Below are 18453 nucleotides of genomic sequence, written 5' to 3'. Positions count from 1 at the left end.
CAAGTTATTTTTGCTCTTTTATCTTTTGCTCAATACGCTTAGAGGTATTTAAAATCAACAATAAAACAATGGCAGATAGTGCAGCCAAAATACCAATACAAGCAATTAAGCTATCCCCTTTAAAAAGAGCATTAAAATCTAGCATGGTAACGTTATAAATAGCCAATGCTAATGCAATTAGTATCATTATAATTAAGAAAGTCTTGTTCATCGGTTCAGCAATTCGTTAATATTAGTGGCAAAAAGTTTTACAGCAATGGCCAATAAAATAACGCCGAAAACTTTTCTAATTATTTCTAGACCATTTTTACCTAGCATTTTTTCTATGCGTTTAGAAGATTTAAGTACTAAGTAAACAAACAACATATTTACCACAATGGCCACGATGATGTTTTCTACGTGAAACTCTGCACGTAAAGATAATAAAGAAGTCATAGTTCCTGCTCCCGCAATTAACGGAAAAGCAATGGGTACCACAGAGGCGGTTTTAGGTTCATCATCTCTAAAAAGAGGAATACCTAAAATCATTTCAATTGCTAAGAAAAAGATAATGAAAGCCCCTGCCACCGCAAAAGAATTTACATCTATACCAATTAGGTTTAAAATACTTTCCCCAACAAACAAAAAAGCAATCATAATACAAATTGCAACAATTGCAGCTTTTTCTGATTGTATATGACCTACCTTTTTGCGCAAAGAAATTATGATTGGGATACTACCTAAAATATCTATCACCGCAAATAAAACCATGCTCGCTGTGGCTATCTCCTTAAAATTGAAATTCATCCCATTAAATTTTGAGGGTGCAAATCTACAGTTATTTATTCCCAAGTATTTGCTAAAACCCTATTAAATTTACAGCATCAAAATAAGCATTATGTTTCAAATAGACAGCACACTAATATCAGAGGAAATTTTGGAGAACGATTTTGTGTGTAATTTAAATGCGTGTAAGGGAGCTTGTTGTATTGAAGGTTCTTCTGGTGCACCGTTAACGGAAGATGAATTGCCCATTTTGGAGCAAATTTATACCGCTGTTACACCTTATTTACGAGAAGAAGGCAAAAAGGCAATTGCGGAGCAGGGTGTTTTTGTTAAAGGAATGGATGGTGAATGGGAAACTCCATTGGTAAACGGGGAAGAATGTGCTTATGTCGTTTTTTCTGATGATGGAATTGCTAAATGCGGTATTGAGGAGGCTTATTACGATGGCAAAATAGATTGGAAAAAACCAGTGTCTTGCCATTTATATCCTGTAAGAACTAGAGACTACACAGAATTTACAGCTGTAAATTACCACAAATGGACTATTTGTGACCCAGCTTGTGCGTTGGGAGAGGAGCTTAAAGTGCCAATATATAAATTTGTAAAAGATGCTTTAATTCGGAAATTTGGTACTACATGGTATGCGGAACTAGAGAAAGTGGCAGAGCAGCATCTTAATAAATAGGTATTTCTAATACCACCTTTGTTCCAGAAGGGTTACTTTTTTCATCGTATAAATCCATAATGTTTACACTGTATCCGTGCTGGTAATCCTTAGAAAAATTGGCCAAACGTTCTTTTGTAATATCTATCCCAACAGATTTACGTTTAATAACACGTTTTTCTTTTATTTTTTGTGATTTAGCGCGGCCCACCCCATTGTCCATAATGCTTAAAGTGATGTGGTAGTCATTGAGTTTTTCTACGGTTACTGTAATTTTTTTGAACCCCTCCTTAGAAGAGAGTCCATGCCATATGGCATTTTCTAAGAAGGGTTGTAATAGCAGTGACGGAATTTTTATGTTTTCTGGGTTTAAATCGTCTTTAATAATTACCTCATAGCTTATCTCTTCAGAAAAGCGGATGTTTTCTATGTTTATATAGAGGTCTACGGTTTCTAATTCCTCTGCAAGAGTGGTTTCTTTTAGGGTAGAGCCATCTAATATTCTACGGACAAGTTTGGAGAATTTATTGAGGTAATGAACTGCATTTTTTTTATCATTATTAATTATATACAGTTTTATACTGTTTAAGGAATTGAATAAAAAGTGCGGATTCATTTGGCTACGCAACATATTTTGTTCTAAACCAATCACCCTTTTTTCATAATTAGATTGGCGATTACGATACATTATTAATAAAATGGTAATGACCAATATTACGAGTAGTGTACTAATTAAAATGGTGGTTTGGTTCTTGCGTAAACGTAGATTTATAAGTTCGTTTTCTGCATTAAGTTCAGCAATTTCATTGGCTTTTCGTTCAGCATCGTAACGGGTGATTAAATCGTTAATGTAACGTAGATTTTGTCCGTTTTTAACATCACTCTCTATACGTTCTGCCTCTTTAAAATAGATTAGTGCTTTCTCGTAATTTTTACGTTTAGTTTCCAACTCAGATAAAAGCTTGTTGCCATAAATAATCTGCCCTGTAATGTTTTTATCCACGGCCATGCCAAGGCCGTCTAGCATGTATTTTTCTGCATCATTAATAGCTCCAAGTTCCATATTGGCCCACCCTAGATTAATCATTACATTGCTCCAGATAAATTTGTCGCCAATGTTCTTTATGGGCTCCACCAATTGTTCTAATAGATCCTTAGCTGCTTTGGGTTGTTGCTGCTTAAGATAGATTTGTGCAATGCTATTTTTGCAGATAATTCTACCGTAGGTATTATCCATCTCATCATTAATGGCTAAGGAACGCCTATTGTAATCTAGAGCGGTTTCTAAATCTCCTTTATATTCATAGCAATCGCCAATATTCTGATTGTTGATGGCTAAACCGAGTTTGTTTCCCAAATCGCCTTCAGATTTTAGGGCTCTCTGGAAATAATCAATAGCCAAATCATACTGCTCCAGAGATTGGTATATATTGCCTATGCAGTTGAGACTTATGTTGATACTTCGGTATATGTGATGTGTTTTGTTTTTTACGGTATCTGCCATTTCTAATGCCCGTTGGTTGTAGTCTAGCGCAGTTTTAACAGCATCCATACGTCTGTACACCACTCCTAGCATATTTAAACTATTGATGGTGAGACTTGTGTTTTTTATGTCTTTAGAGAGGGCGAGTGCCTCCTCATGGTAGGTAATGGCCTTTTTGTAGTCAGATTTATTTCTGAAATAAGTACCGAGCATGTTTAAAGCATATACTTTGCCATCTTGGTAATTCTCAGCATGGGCGGTATCTCTAAATTTTAAAAGGAGCAATGTGTCTCTCTTAAAAAATCCAAAACTGCTATCTATTTCTTCGTAGGTAGTTGGTCTATTTGCTAATAAGGCTAAGATGGCTTTGTCTGCTGAAGGTGCCTCATTAAATTTAGTTTCTTGTGCAGTAGAGTGTATACCTATGCAGAAGCATAACATGGCAAGTAAGAGGATTCTTTGTTGTAGGTGCAGATACTGTAAACGGATTTGGGCCATAGTTCTGTTAGAGCAAATCTAAAAAATCTGATTTCTTTTGACGAGAAACAGGAATTTTGTGATTGGATTTTAAGATGACGTAGCCATCTGTTTTCAAAAACTCTTTAATCTTTCCTAAATTAACAACAAAGGAATTATGTATCCTAAAAAAAGAAGTATCGGGTAATAGTGCATTTACCTCCTTGAGCTTTTTTGTTAATACAATTTTTTGGCCATCTTCTAAGTATATGGTGCTGTAGTTACCATCAGACTCAGCATATAAAATTTCATCACTTTCTAAAAAAAGTAATTTGCCATCTGTATTAATGGTAATTTTTTTATCCAAAGAACGAGCATTAAAGTTCAAAAGAATCTGCTCTAATTTTTCTGCGGTTTGATTTTTGTTATTGAACTTTTTAATCTTTTTAATCGTATCGTTAAGGTCATCGGTATCAATAGGTTTGAGTAGGTAATCAATAGCTTCGTTCTTCAGAGCTTTCAAAGCATATTGATTGTAAGCGGTGGTTATCACAACAGGAAAATTTTTGTTTTTTAGGCTTTTAATAAACTGAAAACCATCCATTAAGGGCATTTCAATATCTAAAAACAAGCAATCTGGTGTGTGATCCTCTAAATAGCCCAATGCTTCGTGTGCATCTGTAAATGACGCAATAACATTAACCTCATTACTAAGGTTGTTTAACTCCCACGTTAAACTTTCTAGAGCTTTAGATTCATCATCTACCAATACAGCTTGTAACATGATTATAGGTGTTTAATGTAAAAATAAGACTTAGATTAAATTCTGCGCATAAGATTGTATTTCTGGTCGTTTATTGTGCATAGTTGGTTGCTTTTAGAGTAATCCTGTAAGAAACAACCTGTTAATGCAGTAAATGTTAAAATTTATCTGTCAGAATTCATACAAACCGGTTTCCATTCGTACAGGTTTCTATACCAATTATACAAATAGGCTCAATTCAGGACCATTGTAGTGGTAATTTTAATCCAAGATTGCTAGACTAAAAACACGGACTAATTATGAGAAAGTGTATACTAATGTTCATCGTATTATTGATTTCGCTCTTCTTTGCTGTGGTTTCTGATAAAGACATGCCAGCAAAACAAGAGACATTAATTGCGGCTAAGTAAAATGTTCATCACATTACCAACCATCGTACGGCCGCCAATGTGCGCAAGCATGTGAATAGATAAAATAGTTGATGCTTTTTCAATTGAGATGGTGCTAGGTTTCGGGGGAACTACCTAGGCTTTAATCCTTTTGATAATTGCATTGGCCGTACGGTTTGGTGGTAAGGTTATCCTATAAAATAAAGACCAAAAAGTATATAATTTGATTATACTTTTTGGTCTTTTTTGTTTTCGTTTACAATGTAAAAATAATGCGGTTTCAGCTCTAAGTTTGATCGGCTCAATAAACTCCGCTGCTAAGCCTACATTTCAACAAGATCTGTTAAAAACTTGTAATGTTAATTGCTTCAACAGCCTTTAGAATTCAATGGTATTTTACAATCTTTGTTTGTCCCTGCCGCCAGGTAATTTTTACAACCCATTCTAAAAATATTAGAGAGATATGTCTACTGCTGTTGAACCCATTTTACAAGAGAATAAAGATAGATTCGTAATCTTCCCAATCCAACATAATGATATCTGGGAATGGTACAAAAAGTGTGAAGCTTGTTTTTGGACTGCAGAAGAAATTGATTTACACCAAGATTTAACAGATTGGAATACAAAACTCAATGACGATGAGCGATATTTCATTAAACATATTTTAGCCTTTTTTGCGGCTTCTGATGGTATTGTTAATGAAAATTTAGCGGAGAATTTTGTGAACGAAGTGCAATATTCTGAGGCCAAATTCTTTTATGGTTTTCAGATAATGATGGAAAATATTCATTCAGAAACCTATTCGCTCTTGATAGATACTTATGTTAAGGATGAAAAGGAGAAAAATGTGCTTTTCCAAGCTATAGAAAATTTTCCTGCAATTAAAAAGAAAGCAGATTGGGCCCTTAAATGGATAGAGTCTCCCAGCTTTGCAGAACGTTTAATAGCGTTTGCTGCGGTTGAGGGTATCTTTTTCTCGGGAGCCTTTTGTTCTATTTTTTGGTTAAAGAAAAGAGGATTAATGCCTGGTTTAACTTTCTCTAATGAATTAATCTCTAGAGATGAAGGTATGCATTGTGATTTTGCTGTGCATTTACATAACAAGCACTTGATTAACAAAGTGCCAAAGGAGCGTATTAAAGAAATTATTGTAGATGCGTTAAATATTGAGCGAGAGTTTATTACAGAGTCTTTGCCCGTAAGCTTAATTGGGATGAATGCTAAGTTAATGACCCAATATTTAGAGTTTGTAACGGATAGATTACTTGTAGAAATGGAGTGCGAAAAGGTGTATAACGCCACTAATCCGTTTGATTTTATGGACATGATTTCTTTACAAGGAAAAACCAATTTCTTTGAGAAACGTGTTTCTGAATATCAAAAAGCAGGTGTACTTAAAAAAGACGATAGCGATTCTCAGAAAATCAGTTTTGACGCTGATTTCTAGTCAACAATAACACATACCACCCCCTTGGTATCTACAAGGGGTTTTTTAGAACCCAAAACGAGTTGTTAAAATTTTAACAACCTCATAATAGTATTGCCATTTATTAAGATTTAAAAGCGTTAGAAAGATGTACGTAGTAAAAAGAGACGGGAGAAAAGAGCCGATAATGTTTGATAAGATTACGGCCAGAGTTAGAAAGTTGTGTTACGGGCTTAATAGCCTTGTAGACCCTGTAAAGGTAGCCATGCGTGTTATAGAAGGTTTATATGATGGGGTAACTACATCAGAACTAGATAACTTAGCTGCAGAGATTGCTGCAACTATGACTACTACACATCCAGATTATGCAAGACTGGCTGCACGTATTTCTGTTTCTAACCTACATAAAAACACTAAAAAATCTTTCTCAGAAACGATGAAGGATTTGTACGAGTATGTAAACCCTAGAACAGGTAAGAAAGCGCCTTTGTTGTCTGATGAGGTGTACGAAGTAGTACAGGCAAACGCAGACAAATTAGATTCTACTATAATTTACAATCGTGATTTTGGGTACGATTATTTTGGGTTTAAAACCTTAGAGCGTTCGTATCTTTTAAAATTAAATGGCAAAATAGCAGAACGTCCACAACACATGTTAATGCGTGTTTCTGTAGGGATACACCTTAATGACCTGGATGCTGCTATAGAGACGTACGAGTTGATGTCTAAAAAGTACTTTACACATGCAACACCAACCTTATTTAATTCTGGTACCCCAAAGCCGCAGATGTCTTCTTGTTTCTTATTAGCTACTAAGGACGATAGTATAGATGGTATTTATGACACCCTTAAACAAACGGCTAAAATTTCTCAGTCGGCAGGTGGTATAGGTTTATCTATACATAATGTGCGTGCAACAGGTTCTTACATTGCAGGGACCAACGGAACATCCAACGGTATTGTGCCAATGCTACGCGTATTTAATGATACTGCACGTTATGTAGATCAAGGAGGTGGCAAGCGTAAAGGGAGTTTTGCTATTTACGTAGAACCTTGGCACGCAGATATTTTTGATTTTCTGGATTTAAAAAAGAATCATGGTAAAGAAGAAATGCGTGCGCGCGATTTGTTCTATGCCATGTGGATTCCAGATTTGTTTATGAAACGCGTAGAGGCAGATGCGGAATGGACATTAATGTGCCCTAATGAGTGCCCAAACCTTTTTAATATTCATGGCGATGAGTTCGAAGCGTTGTATCACAAATATGAGGCAGAGGGGAAAGGAAGAAAAAAGGTAAAAGCAAGAGAACTTTGGGAGAAAATCCTAGAGTCGCAAATAGAAACAGGTACACCCTACATGCTGTATAAAGACGCGGCAAATAGAAAGAGTAACCAGAAGAATTTGGGAACCATTAGATCATCTAACTTATGTACAGAAATCATGGAGTACACCTCTCCAGATGAAGTAGCTGTATGTAACTTAGCCTCTATTGCGTTACCCATGTTTGTAAAGAATGGTCAATTTGATCATAAAGAACTTTTTAAAGTTACCAAACGTGTCACTAAAAACCTTAACAAAGTAATTGATAGAAACTATTATCCAGTAAAAGAGGCAGAGAACTCTAACATGAGACACAGGCCAGTAGGTCTTGGTGTGCAAGGATTGGCAGATGCGTTCATTATGTTGCGTATGCCATTTACGAGTGATGAAGCTAAACAACTGAACCAAGAGATTTTTGAGACACTTTACTTTGCAGCAGTAACCGCGTCTATGGAAATGGCGAAAGAAGAAGGACCTTATTCTAGTTATGAAGGTTCTCCAATTTCTCAGGGCGAATTTCAACATAACCTTTGGGGTATTAAAGATGAAGAACTTTCCGGTAGATGGGATTGGGCTAAACTTCGTAAAGAGGTGCAGAAAAATGGTGTTAGAAACTCCTTGTTGGTAGCGCCAATGCCAACTGCTTCAACTTCTCAGATTTTAGGTAATAATGAATGTTTTGAGCCATATACGTCTAACATCTATACTAGAAGGGTTTTGTCTGGCGAATTTATAGTTGTGAACAAGCATTTATTAGAAGATTTGGTAAGCCTTGGTTTGTGGAACGAAGGTTTAAAACAAGAGCTAATGCGTGCTAATGGCTCTATACAGCATATAGAAAGCATTCCTGCAGAAATTAGAGAGTTGTACAAGACGGTGTGGGAGTTGAGTATGAAGGATATTATTGATATGAGTCGCCAAAGAGGATACTTTATAGATCAAAGTCAGTCCTTAAACTTGTTCATGGAAAATGCCAACTTCGCAAAGCTTACTTCTATGCACTTTTATGCTTGGAAGAGTGGTTTAAAAACAGGCATGTACTACTTGCGTACTAAAGCGGCTGTAGATGCTATTAAATTTACTTTAGACAATTCTAAAAAGAAAGAAGAGCCTGTAGCGGTAGAAGCAGCAGTAGAGGTGCCTAAACCAGAGGTAGCAGCTACAATGCAAGTGAGTGCAACTGCGGTTGGTAATCCCAGTGATGTGGAAGTAGAGCCTATGTCTGCAGAAGAGATGAGAGAGCTCATTGCACGTGCTAAAGAAGGGCAAGCAGATGATGATTGTCTTATGTGCGGCTCTTAGTATTAGTGAATACTATTATAAAAGTGTTTATTTAATACAAACGCCCAAAGCTTTTCCTTTGGGCGTTTGTATTTAAGGTCATAAAAAAAGCTCCCATTGGGAGCTTTTTTAGCGATAATCTTGCTTAGTTTAAAGTGACCATGCTTTATTGTTGGTCAGTTCGTTAACATCTCCACAGGCAATATATTCTCCAGGAATAGGCAGGTATGCTAAAACTTCTTCGCCTATGTATTCGGAGTTTTTATAGGCAAATGTTGCCATATCTCTAATGTCATTAGCAAAGGAGAAGTTAGCTACATCTTCTTCCAAAGTAGCTTCGCCACCTTGCATAATAGCTTCCATATAACCACTTATGGCTTTAGCATGTATTTCTTCCTCTTCTTCTGTACGTTTTCTAAGATACGTTTTCAAAGCAGGTTCAATGTCTTCTGGTGTAAGGTCAGCAATGGTTTCCTTACCAGCGTCTTTTTGTATTTTGCTAAAGAACATGTCCATACGCTTAAGTACAAAATCTTGCTGCTCTTTTTCTAATACTTCTTTAATAAAAGTATCTATAAACGTATGTACGTTCATTTCTGTAGCAGAAGGAGTATCTGTTTTAGGTAAAATAATATCTAAAGTTTGCGCAAGGGCAAAACCTTTATCTTTCTCTAAAAAAGAAGGAACCCATTCTGCATAGGGAGCTTTTTCTTTACAACTTTGTAATACGCTCAATAATGTTGGGGTAGCAACGGCATAACCAAAAGCAAGCCCCATGTTTTTAAGTGCTGATCTCCTTTCCATTATAAGTTTCCTTTTTTAAGTTCTTCTGCGGCATGGTTGGCAGCTCTTGCTGTGAATGCCATATAAGTTAAAGAAGGATTTACGCAAGAGGCAGAAGTCATAAACGATCCGTCTGTTACGTAAACATTCTTACAGGTATGTACTTGGTTGTACTCATTAAGTACAGAAGTTTTTGGGTCACGCCCCATTCTTGCGGTTCCCATCTCGTGGATACCTAAACCAATAGCATACGGATTGTCATACGGTTCTATATCTCTAGCACCAGCTTTTTCTAACATTTGTACGGCTTGGTCTTGCATATCTTTACGCATATTTAATTCGTTTTGGCGAATTTCTGCATCAAAAGTTACTGTAGGTAAGCCCCATTGATCTAATTTACCGTAATCCAAAGTCATCTTGTTATCGTGATATGGCAAAATCTCCCCAAAGGCTAACATGTTCATATTCCAACCACCTGGAGAAAGAACAGCATCTTTATAGGCTTTACCAAAGCTAGCTTCGGCCACTAAGTCTTCATAATCCCCACGGCTTGCACCACCTTGGTACCCATAGCCACGAGTAAAATCTTTCATATCAGAAGCGCCACCTAAATTTCTAAATCTTGGTACGTAAATTCCATTAGGCTTTCTTCCTTTGTAATATTTATCGTCAAAACCATCCATTTTACCACGAGCACCAACTAAAAAGTGGTGGTCCATAATATTGTGTCCTAGTTCTCCAGAGTCATTTCCTAAACCATCTGGAAAACGGTCAGACCTAGATTGCATTAAAATAGAGGTAGACGCTACAGCAGAAGCACATAAGAAAATTACTTTGGCTTTAAATTCATAGGTCTCTTTAGTTGTGCGGTCTATTACTTTAACTCCAGTTGCTTTTTTAGTATCTGGGTCGTACATAATTTCGTGTACAATAGCATCTGGTCTTAGTGTCATATTACCAGTAGCTTCCGCAGCGGGTAGGGTAGAAGAAAGACTGCTAAAATAAGCTCCAAAAGGACAGCCTCTAACGCAACGGTTTCTAAATTGGCAACGAACTCTACCATCGCCTTCAAATTTTTTATCACTATTTATGTGTGCAACCCTACCAGAAGTTAGGATTCTGCCATCAAAATGTTCGAAAACCTTTTCGCGTACGTGTTGCTCCACACAATTTAGGTCCATCATGGGCTCAAACTTACCATCTGGTAGCTGCGGTAAGTTTAATAATTCTCCAGATACACCAATGTAAGATTCTACTTTATCATACCAAGGAGCAATATCTTTATAACGGACAGGCCAATCTACAGCAATCCCTTCTTTTTTATTGGCTTCGAAATCTATCTCGCTAAGACGATAACTTTGTCTACCCCACATTATAGAACGCCCGCCCACGTGGTAACCACGCATCCAGTCAAAACGCTTAACTTCATTATAGGGGTGCTCTAAATCATTAACAAACCAATGTTTAGATTCTTGCTTTACTGTGTAACCTGTACGTGCTTGTTTTTCTTGTTGCTTTAAGTCTTCAGCAGTTGGGTTTCCAGCGTTTTTAAAATCCCACGGATCTTTATTGGCAGTTGGGTAATCCTCTCTATGTTTTACCATTCTACCTCTTTCTAAGACTAGGGTCTTAAGGCCGTTTTCGCAGAGCTCTTTTGCGGCCCATCCACCGCTGATCCCTGTTCCAACTACGATGGCATCATAAGAATCCTGTTCCTCGTTGTAATAGAATTTGCTCATTTAGTTTAAAATTGTTTATTCTCTAAATGTATTAAATATTAAATTAATTTTCTACATTTAATCCTTATGAAAATTGAGAATATCGTACTATAACGTTGTAGTTTTCGCTAATCTCTTCAAAATCAGAAATACTTAAAAATCACCATGAAACGACGAAAATTTGTAGAAAATTCCGCTTTGACCACCATTGGAATTTCTGTCTTGGGATTACAAGCTTGCAAACAGGAAAAAAAGAAAGAAGAAAAAATGACAGAAGGGGGGATGGAAGTAGAAAAAGAAGAAACCGTTTTTTTTCAAATTTCACTAGCACAGTGGTCTATTAATAGAATGATTAGAGAAGAAGGTTTAGATCCCTATCTTTTTGCTGAAAAAGCAAAACAATGGGGCTTCACTGGATTGGAATATGTAAGTGGATTATACTACCCAGAATTAGAGAAAGAAAATTTTTCTGAAGCTGCTATGAAAAATTTTGTAGACCGTAGCAATGCAGAGGCAAAAAAACACGGTTTGCAAAATCTTTTAATCATGATAGATGGCCAAGGAAATTTGGCAGTAAATGATGAGGCAGAGCGTAAGGCTGCAATAGAGAATCATTATAAATGGGTAGATGCAGCTGCTGCAATGGGTTGCCATAGTATCCGAGTAAATTTAGCGGGTAGTACGGTAGAGGAAGAATGGTTGCCTGCGGCCATAGATGGACTTAAGGGTTTAAGTACATATGCCATGGATAAAAATATAAACGTGATTGTAGAAAATCATGGCGGTTTATCTTCTAACGGAGCCTTATTGGCTCAAGTAATGCAGAAAGTAAATATGAAAAACTGTGGTACCCTCCCAGATTTTGGGAATTTCTGTATTGCTAAAGAAGATCCTAATAATTGGCATTCTACCTGTGTAGAAATGTACGATAGGTATAAAGGTGTGGCAGAATTAATGCCGTATGCCAAAGCTGTAAGTGCTAAATCTATGAATTTTGATGCTAATGGTAATGAGACAGATACCGATTACAATAAAATGTTGCGCATTGTTAAAGATGCTGGTTATGCTGGTTTTATAGGAGTAGAGTACGAAGGGGATGAACTGAGTGAAGAAGCGGGTATTTTAGCAACCAAAAATTTATTGATTAAAGCAGCAAAGACAATAGTATAACCCTACCTAGCAATGGAATCCCATTTAAATCAACTGTTTGACTATAATTTTTACTGTAATAAAGAGCTAATTCTTCAGGCCAAAGATGTCGTAGATTACCCAGAAAGCTGCAAACGCCTGTTTTCTCATATTTTAAATGTACATCATTTATGGAATGCAGCTATTTTGGGAGAAGCGTCTGAATATACTCAATGGCAAATCCACGCTATAGAGGATTGGGAAGACATTCATTATAACAATCAGCGAACTACTTTTGAGTTACTTCGTAATACTGAGGATTTGAGTAAGCGCATCAATTATACTACCGAAAAAGGGAATACCTATACCACTGAATATAAGGATGTGCTCTTTCACATCATAAACCATTCTACGCATCACAGAGGGCAGCTATTGGTAGAATTACGAAAGCATAATGTAGAGCCCTTAGAACTAGACTATATTATTTACAAACGATAACAAACCAAAATTAACTGAATAAATAAAACGAATACATGGAACAAATCAATAAGAACAAATTATTTCTAGCAGCCTGTGTCTCGCTGATTGTTACTTCTATGACCTTTGCTATTAGAGCAGGAATATTAAATCAACTAGGAGTTGATTTTGAAATTAACAATACAGAGTTGGGGTATATAAATAGTATGGCTTTTTTAGGGTTCCCGATTGCTATGCTAATTGGTGGGTTTATTTATAACTCGGTAGGGCCAAAAAACTTAATGATTGTAGCCTTTGTCTGCCATGTTTTAGGTTTGTTGTTAACCATATACGCTGGCGGTTTTTGGTCACTAATCATTTCTACATTCTTTATCGGATTTGCAAATGGCTCCGTAGAGGCAGCTTGTAATCCTATGATTGCAGATATGTATACCAATAATAGAACCGCTATGCTTAATAAGTTCCACGTTTGGTTTCCTGGCGGATTGGTCATTGGTGCGTTAGTTTCTAAATTTATGACGGACGCAGGTTTAGGTTGGCAATTGCAAATAGCTACCATGTTAGTGCCAACAGCTATTTACGGCTTTTTGGTATTTACACAATCCTTTCCTAAAAGTGAGAATATGGTGTCTAAAACTACAGACAATGTTAAAGGGTTATTAGACCCTTTGTTCTGGTTTATGATGCTTTGTATGACGTTAACCGCAACATCAGAATTTATTCCGCAACAATGGATAGAGACTATTTTAGGTAGTTCTGGAGCAAGCCCAATGTTGGTATTGGCTTTGGTAACAGGTATCATGGCTTTAGGTAGATTTTTTGCAGGGCCTATTGTGCATAAATTAAATCCTATAGGCGTGTTGTTAATGTCTGCTATAATTACCACAGTAGCTATTTATTTTATGAGCGTTGCTGAGGGAGATATAATTTACGCAGCAGCAGCATTATTTGCACTTGGGGTGTGCTATTTCTGGCCAACCATGATTGGTTTTACATCTGAGTATTTATCAAAAACAGGAGCATTGGGAATGTCTTTAATGGGAGCAGCAGGGATGTTTGCTACCTCTATTTGGAACCCTATCATTGGTTCTAGATTAGATGCAGAAAAAGAGACGGCTATAGCATCTGGTTTGGTAGAAGAAGCAGCAGATATTGCTGCTGGCCAAGCAGTTCTTGGCTTTATGGTATTTTTTCCGTTAGCATTGGTATTACTGTTCGGTGTCCTTTTCGCCCTAAGAAAAAAAGTAGAAACAAAAAGAATACATACAGAAGCTGCGTAAGTAGTATAATTAGTTAAATCACGATAATTTAAAAACAATGCCAAAAAAAATTAGATTAGGAATTGTAGGTGGAGGAGGCGATTCACTTATTGGTGTACTGCACCGTATCGCTGCCCATATTAATGACAATTATCAAATCACAGGAGCGGTTTTTAACCCCGATTTTGAAAAGAATAAAGAATTTGCTCAAGAGATAGATGTACCCTTAGATAGGATTTATTCCGATTTTGACACTATGGTTGCAGAAGAGCTTAAACTGCCAGAAGACGAAAGAATACAAGTGGTTTCCGTTCTTACGCCTAATTTCTTGCATTTTCCTATGGCTAAAAAGTTATTGGACAACGGCTTCCATGTAATCTGTGAAAAGCCAATGACTACAAGTTTAGAAGAGGCTAAAATTTTGCAAGAATCTCATGAAAAATCTGGTGTTATTTTTGCGCTAACGCATACGTATACGGGCTACCCAATGGTGCGCCAAATGCGTGAGATGATTAAAAATGGGGAGTTAGGAAAAATACATAAAGTAGATGCTCGGTATTACCAAGGATGGATCAATCCAATTATCCATGATAAAGAAAAGCGTTCTAGTGTTTGGAGATTAGACCCTAAAAAAGCAGGTATTAGCTCTTGTATGGGAGATATAGGTGTACATGCCTTTAATATGGTAGAGTACACAACTGGGTTGCAAGTACAATCTATCTTGTGCGATTTTAATTATTTGTATGAGGATAACCAAATGGATGTAGATGGCACTGTTTTAATACGTATGGGAGACCATGTAAAAGGTGTAATCCGTAGTAGCCAAGTAGCTACTGGCGAAGAAAATGGATTGGCTATTGCTATTTATGGCGAAAAGGGGGCGTTTAGATGGGAACAAGAAAGACCTAATTTCTTGTATTTTATGAGTGATACAGAAGCTACTCGTATCTACAAACCTGGACATGCTTACAATAGTGAATTTTCTTTGGATGGTACCAAGTTGCCACCTGGGCACCCAGAAGGTATTTTTGATTCTATGGCTAATATTTATTTAGGTGTTGCTAGGGCAATACGTGGCGAAGAAACTAATAGTGGAGCTTACCCAACTATGAAAGATGGGGTAAGAGGCATGAATTTTATAGAGGCTACTGTAGCGTCTCATAAAGGTGGTAATACTTGGGTGACATTAGAAGACTAGTATAAAAAACAAAAGGCCGTTAGCGGCCTTTTGTTTTAATATATTTTTTCAAATCGTTCAAACACCACAATCATGCTCTGACTTGGATAGCGGTCAAAGGGTCTTAACGCTCTTGTGTAGAAATCCCAATGCGTTCGCTGCCAGTGTTCTAAAGACTTATCACCTTCACCTTCTAGTCGTGCGTGCTCCGCGTTAATAGTAAAGTAGGGTAGTAGTTTTACAGAAGTGGTTTTTACAACACACTTTGGTGTTCCGGACCAGTCCGTAACCACAAATAGGTCACCTATTTTGGGGAGCGGCTCATTGTTAAGTTGCAAACTTAAAAGCGCATGTGCTGTGGCACGTTTAATATCATTTTTTACCAGTTCTGCGCAAGTGTTAGCATCGGTTTCATTGTCGCAAAAATATCCATAGTTATAGGTATGGTTTTTATAAGAAGGATGTGCTTTGGAGAATTCCTCCCAAAACAATTTTACAGCTTCGTTTTTCATAGTAGCAATATTAGTTAAAAATGCAATTTAATTCGATAGAGAACATGGGGTTTTCGACCAAGGAGTGCATTGTTTTAACGAAAATTATCTTTTCGTTATTCAAACAAATAAACTAAAAGAATACGCCTGTTGCTTTGCTTGTAGTTGCTATATTTATAGAGTGTAACACCGCATAATAGGCAAAAAATAAATACATAAACCGAAAACAAAAAAACATAAAACAGCATGAAAACAATAAAAGGGCCAGCAGTATTTCTGGCACAGTTTGTAGATAGTAAGGCGCCGTTTAATTCTTTAGACGGTCTATGTGAATGGGCTTCTGGATTAGGGTATAAGGGCATCCAGATTCCTACTTGGGAAAACTTTTTGATTGATTTGGACAAAGCTGCAGAAAGTCAAGCTTACTGTGATGACTTAAAAGGAAAAATTAATTCTTATGGCTTGGAGATTACGGAATTGTCTACCCACTTGCAAGGCCAGTTGGTTGCCGTAAATCCTGCTTATGATAGCATGTTTGATGGTTTTGCACCAGAGGCAGTGCGTCATAATCCTAAAGCAAGAACGGAGTGGGCAATAGATACGGTAAAAAAAGCAGGTACAGCGAGTAAAAGATTAGGCTTAAATTCTCATGCTACATTTTCTGGCGCATTACTTTGGCACACGGTTTATCCTTGGCCGCAACGCCCAGCAGGCTTGGTAGAAAAGGGTTTTGATGAATTAGCAAAACGTTGGCTGCCTATTCTTAATCACTTTGATGAAAATGGGGTAGATGTTTGTTATGAAATTCACCCAGGAGAAGATTTGCATGATGGGGTAAGCTTTGAGCGCTTTTTAAAAGCAACGGGTAACCATAAGCGTGTAAATATGTTGTACGATCCAAGTCATTATGTATTACAACACTTAGACTATATCACCTTTATAGATTATTACCATGAATTTATAAAAGCTTTCCATGTTAAGGATGCAGAATTCAATCCAACCGGAAAACAAGGAGTGTACGGCGGGTATTCAGATTGGATAGACCGCGCGGGTAGGTTCCGTTCTTTAGGTGACGGTCAGGTAGATTTTAGCGCAATATTCTCCAAACTTACCCAATATGGTTGTGATGTTTGGGCGGTTATGGAATGGGAATGTTGTATGAAAAGTCCTGAGCAAGGAGCAAGAGAAGGGGCGCCGTTTATACAAAAACATATTATTGAAGCTACGGAGAAAACGTTTGATGATTTTGCTGGCGGAGACGTAGATGATGCCTATTTAAATAGTATTCTAGGGTTATGAGAAATTGGTTAATTGGAGCAGCTTTTTTAGCTGTGGTAGCGTGTAAGCAAGAAAAGAAAGAAGACCCGGTAAAAGAAGCAGTTGAGGAAGTATCCCAAGAAGTGGCAGTGCCAAATTGGGAGGTGTTGTTTGATGGTAGCTCTTTTGATGCGTGGCATTATTACAATGGCGGAGCGGTTACCGAGCCTTGGAAAATAGAAGATGGTGCTATGGTATTTTACCCACCTAAAGAACGGAATGGCGAAAGCTATAATCTGGTGACCAATAAGGAATACACTAACTTCTTATTACAATTAGAATGGAAAGTGGTAGAAGGCGCAAATAGTGGAATTTTCTATGGAGTAAAAGAAATAGAAAAATTTGGACAGCCGTACCAAACGGGACCAGAAATTCAGGTGCTAGATGATGAAAATCATCCAGACGCCAAGAATGGAACCAGTCACCAAGCGGGCGCTCTATACGATATGGTTTCACCTTCAGAAAAAACGGTAAATCCTATAGGCGAATGGAATACAGTAGAGCTTTTGGTCAATCACAATACCAATCAAGGCTACGTAATCCAGAATGGGGTAAAAGTAGTAGAGTTTCCTGTTCATGGCGACGCATGGGATGAAATGATAGCGAATTCTAAATTCAAAGGTTGGGAAGGTTTCGGTACTTACCAAACAGGAAAAATAGGACTACAAGACCATGGAGATCAAGTAGCTTACAGGAATATCAGAATAAAAGAATTATAACGTAATTATGAATAAAATTAAAATAAGTCTGCTGAGTTTAGGGGTGCTATTGGCTGCTTCTTGCAATGAAACTCCGAAAACGGACAAAACTGTGGCAGGGGAACAAGAAAAAGTAACCTCGGAAATGGATAGGGGTAAGGAGCCTACCAAACCAGAAGAGACGGAGATTTATGAACCTGTGCCGCCAAAAGTTACTGTATCTGAAAATGGAGTGCCTAGTGATGCCATTGTACTTTTTGATGGCGAAAATCTTGAGAATTGGGTTAGTAGTAACGATGAAAGTTCAGCAGCGAAATGGCATGTTAATGAAGATGGTTCCATGACGGTAAATGATAAAACAGGTAATATACAAACCAAACAGAATTTTGGTAGTGTTCAACTACATATAGAATGGAAATCTCCATCAGAAATTCAAGGGGAAAATCAAAGTAGGGCCAATAGTGGTGTCTTTTTGCAGAAACGCTATGAAGTACAAGTGTTAGATAATAATGACAATCCAACGTACGTTAATGGGCAAGTAGGTTCAATCTATAAACAATCTGTGCCATTGGCAATGGCCTCTAAACCATCCGGAGAATGGAATACCTATGACATTATTTACCACGCACCAGAGTTTAATGCAGCTGGTGACAAGACTAAATCGGCTACCATTACAGTGCTTCACAACGGAGTGTTAGTCCAAGACCATTTTGAGATAGAAGGGACATCAGAATATATAGGGTGGCCAAAAAATGTAGCACATGGTAAAGCGCCAATTATGCTGCAAGACCATGGAGATAATAGCCGTGTTAGCTATAGAAACATTTGGGTTAGGGAACTATAGCTTGGATTCTGGC

At 37.3% G+C, this 18453-nt stretch carries 17 protein-coding genes; 10 read left to right on the top strand and 7 right to left on the bottom strand.

Annotated elements, in window-relative coordinates; translation table 11 throughout:
• Positions 1-4 precede the first annotated feature (4 nt).
• Complete coding sequence (locus HCO57_RS08315; protein ID WP_245167564.1) at positions 5-187, bottom strand: hypothetical protein; 183 nt, start codon at positions 185-187, stop codon at positions 5-7.
• Positions 188-207: 20 nt separating this feature from the next.
• The gene (locus tag HCO57_RS08310; RefSeq protein ID WP_136949152.1) at positions 208-786 is read right to left on the bottom strand and encodes a MarC family protein; all 579 of its coding nucleotides are present in this window, start codon (positions 784-786) and stop codon (positions 208-210) included.
• A 91-nt stretch (positions 787-877) separates the two neighbouring features.
• Between HCO57_RS08310 and HCO57_RS08305 the strand changes: the two genes are divergently transcribed.
• Positions 878-1450 (top strand): DUF3109 family protein, encoded by a 573-nt coding sequence (locus tag HCO57_RS08305; RefSeq protein ID WP_167988635.1) that lies wholly within the window; start codon positions 878-880, stop codon positions 1448-1450.
• Here the strand turns inward: HCO57_RS08305 and HCO57_RS08300 are convergent.
• Entirely contained in the window at positions 1440-3410 is a 1971-nt protein-coding gene (locus tag HCO57_RS08300) for a tetratricopeptide repeat protein (protein ID WP_167988634.1), read from the bottom strand. The two genes, HCO57_RS08305 and HCO57_RS08300, sit on opposite strands and share 11 nt — an antisense overlap.
• Before the next feature lie 7 nt (positions 3411-3417).
• Positions 3418-4152 (bottom strand): LytR/AlgR family response regulator transcription factor, encoded by a 735-nt coding sequence (locus tag HCO57_RS08295; protein WP_167988633.1) that lies wholly within the window; start codon positions 4150-4152, stop codon positions 3418-3420.
• Between the two features lie 831 nt (positions 4153-4983).
• On the opposite strand from HCO57_RS08295, the gene HCO57_RS08290 reads away from it, so the two are divergent.
• Together HCO57_RS08290 and HCO57_RS08285 are read left to right on the top strand one after the other, a co-directional pair.
• Positions 4984-5967, top strand: a complete 984-nt coding sequence (locus tag HCO57_RS08290) for a ribonucleotide-diphosphate reductase subunit beta (protein ID WP_136949156.1) — start codon at positions 4984-4986, stop codon at positions 5965-5967.
• A gap of 127 nt (positions 5968-6094) precedes the next feature.
• A complete protein-coding gene (locus tag HCO57_RS08285; RefSeq protein ID WP_167988632.1) occupies positions 6095-8569 on the top strand; it encodes a ribonucleoside-diphosphate reductase subunit alpha in 2475 nt (824 codons plus the stop codon).
• Positions 8570-8698: 129 nt separating this feature from the next.
• Here the strand turns inward: HCO57_RS08285 and HCO57_RS08280 are convergent, their stop codons facing one another.
• Both HCO57_RS08280 and HCO57_RS08275 read right to left on the bottom strand, forming a co-directional pair.
• The gene (locus tag HCO57_RS08280; RefSeq protein WP_167988631.1) at positions 8699-9352 is read right to left on the bottom strand and encodes a gluconate 2-dehydrogenase subunit 3 family protein; all 654 of its coding nucleotides are present in this window, start codon (positions 9350-9352) and stop codon (positions 8699-8701) included.
• Complete coding sequence (locus HCO57_RS08275) at positions 9352-11070, bottom strand: GMC oxidoreductase (RefSeq protein ID WP_167988630.1); 1719 nt, start codon at positions 11068-11070, stop codon at positions 9352-9354. Before HCO57_RS08275 ends, HCO57_RS08280 begins: the two co-directional genes overlap by 1 nt.
• A gap of 144 nt (positions 11071-11214) precedes the next feature.
• Here HCO57_RS08275 and HCO57_RS08270 point away from each other — a divergent pair, with 144 nt between their 5' ends.
• The 4 genes from HCO57_RS08270 to HCO57_RS08255 are packed head-to-tail and all read left to right on the top strand — an operon-like array spanning position 11215 to position 15111.
• Positions 11215-12219, top strand: coding sequence for a sugar phosphate isomerase/epimerase family protein (locus HCO57_RS08270; protein WP_136949160.1), 1005 nt, complete (start codon positions 11215-11217; stop codon positions 12217-12219).
• Positions 12220-12231: 12 nt separating this feature from the next.
• A complete protein-coding gene (locus tag HCO57_RS08265; RefSeq protein ID WP_167988629.1) occupies positions 12232-12675 on the top strand; it encodes a DinB family protein in 444 nt (147 codons plus the stop codon).
• Positions 12676-12710: 35 nt separating this feature from the next.
• A complete protein-coding gene (locus HCO57_RS08260; RefSeq protein WP_167988628.1) occupies positions 12711-13934 on the top strand; it encodes an MFS transporter in 1224 nt (407 codons plus the stop codon).
• A 37-nt stretch (positions 13935-13971) separates the two neighbouring features.
• Entirely contained in the window at positions 13972-15111 is a 1140-nt protein-coding gene (locus HCO57_RS08255; RefSeq protein ID WP_167988627.1) for a Gfo/Idh/MocA family protein, read from the top strand.
• Between the two features lie 35 nt (positions 15112-15146).
• Here HCO57_RS08255 and HCO57_RS08250 read toward each other — a convergent pair whose 3' ends face one another.
• Positions 15147-15602: an ASCH domain-containing protein gene (locus tag HCO57_RS08250; RefSeq protein WP_167988626.1), complete on the bottom strand. Its 456-nt coding sequence runs from the start codon at positions 15600-15602 to the stop codon at positions 15147-15149.
• A gap of 225 nt (positions 15603-15827) precedes the next feature.
• Here HCO57_RS08250 and HCO57_RS08245 point away from each other — a divergent pair, with 225 nt between their 5' ends.
• The 3 genes from HCO57_RS08245 to HCO57_RS08235 are packed head-to-tail and all read left to right on the top strand — an operon-like array spanning position 15828 to position 18440.
• Positions 15828-16880: a sugar phosphate isomerase/epimerase family protein gene (locus HCO57_RS08245; RefSeq protein ID WP_167988625.1), complete on the top strand. Its 1053-nt coding sequence runs from the start codon at positions 15828-15830 to the stop codon at positions 16878-16880.
• Positions 16877-17617 carry a DUF1080 domain-containing protein gene (locus HCO57_RS08240; protein WP_167988624.1) on the top strand — a complete coding sequence of 247 codons (741 nt, stop codon included), beginning with the start codon at positions 16877-16879 and terminating at the stop codon, positions 17615-17617. The genes HCO57_RS08245 and HCO57_RS08240 overlap by 4 nt, the downstream gene beginning before the upstream one ends.
• 7 nt (positions 17618-17624) lie before the next feature.
• Positions 17625-18440 carry a DUF1080 domain-containing protein gene (locus tag HCO57_RS08235; protein ID WP_167988623.1) on the top strand — a complete coding sequence of 272 codons (816 nt, stop codon included), beginning with the start codon at positions 17625-17627 and terminating at the stop codon, positions 18438-18440.
• The last annotated feature ends 13 nt before the right edge of the window (positions 18441-18453 follow it).

The organism is Croceivirga sp. JEA036 (genome assembly GCF_011882165.1).
In the GTDB taxonomy this organism is placed as follows: Bacteria; Bacteroidota; Bacteroidia; order Flavobacteriales; family Flavobacteriaceae; genus Croceivirga.
This window is presented reverse-complemented; position numbering and strand designations above follow the sequence as displayed.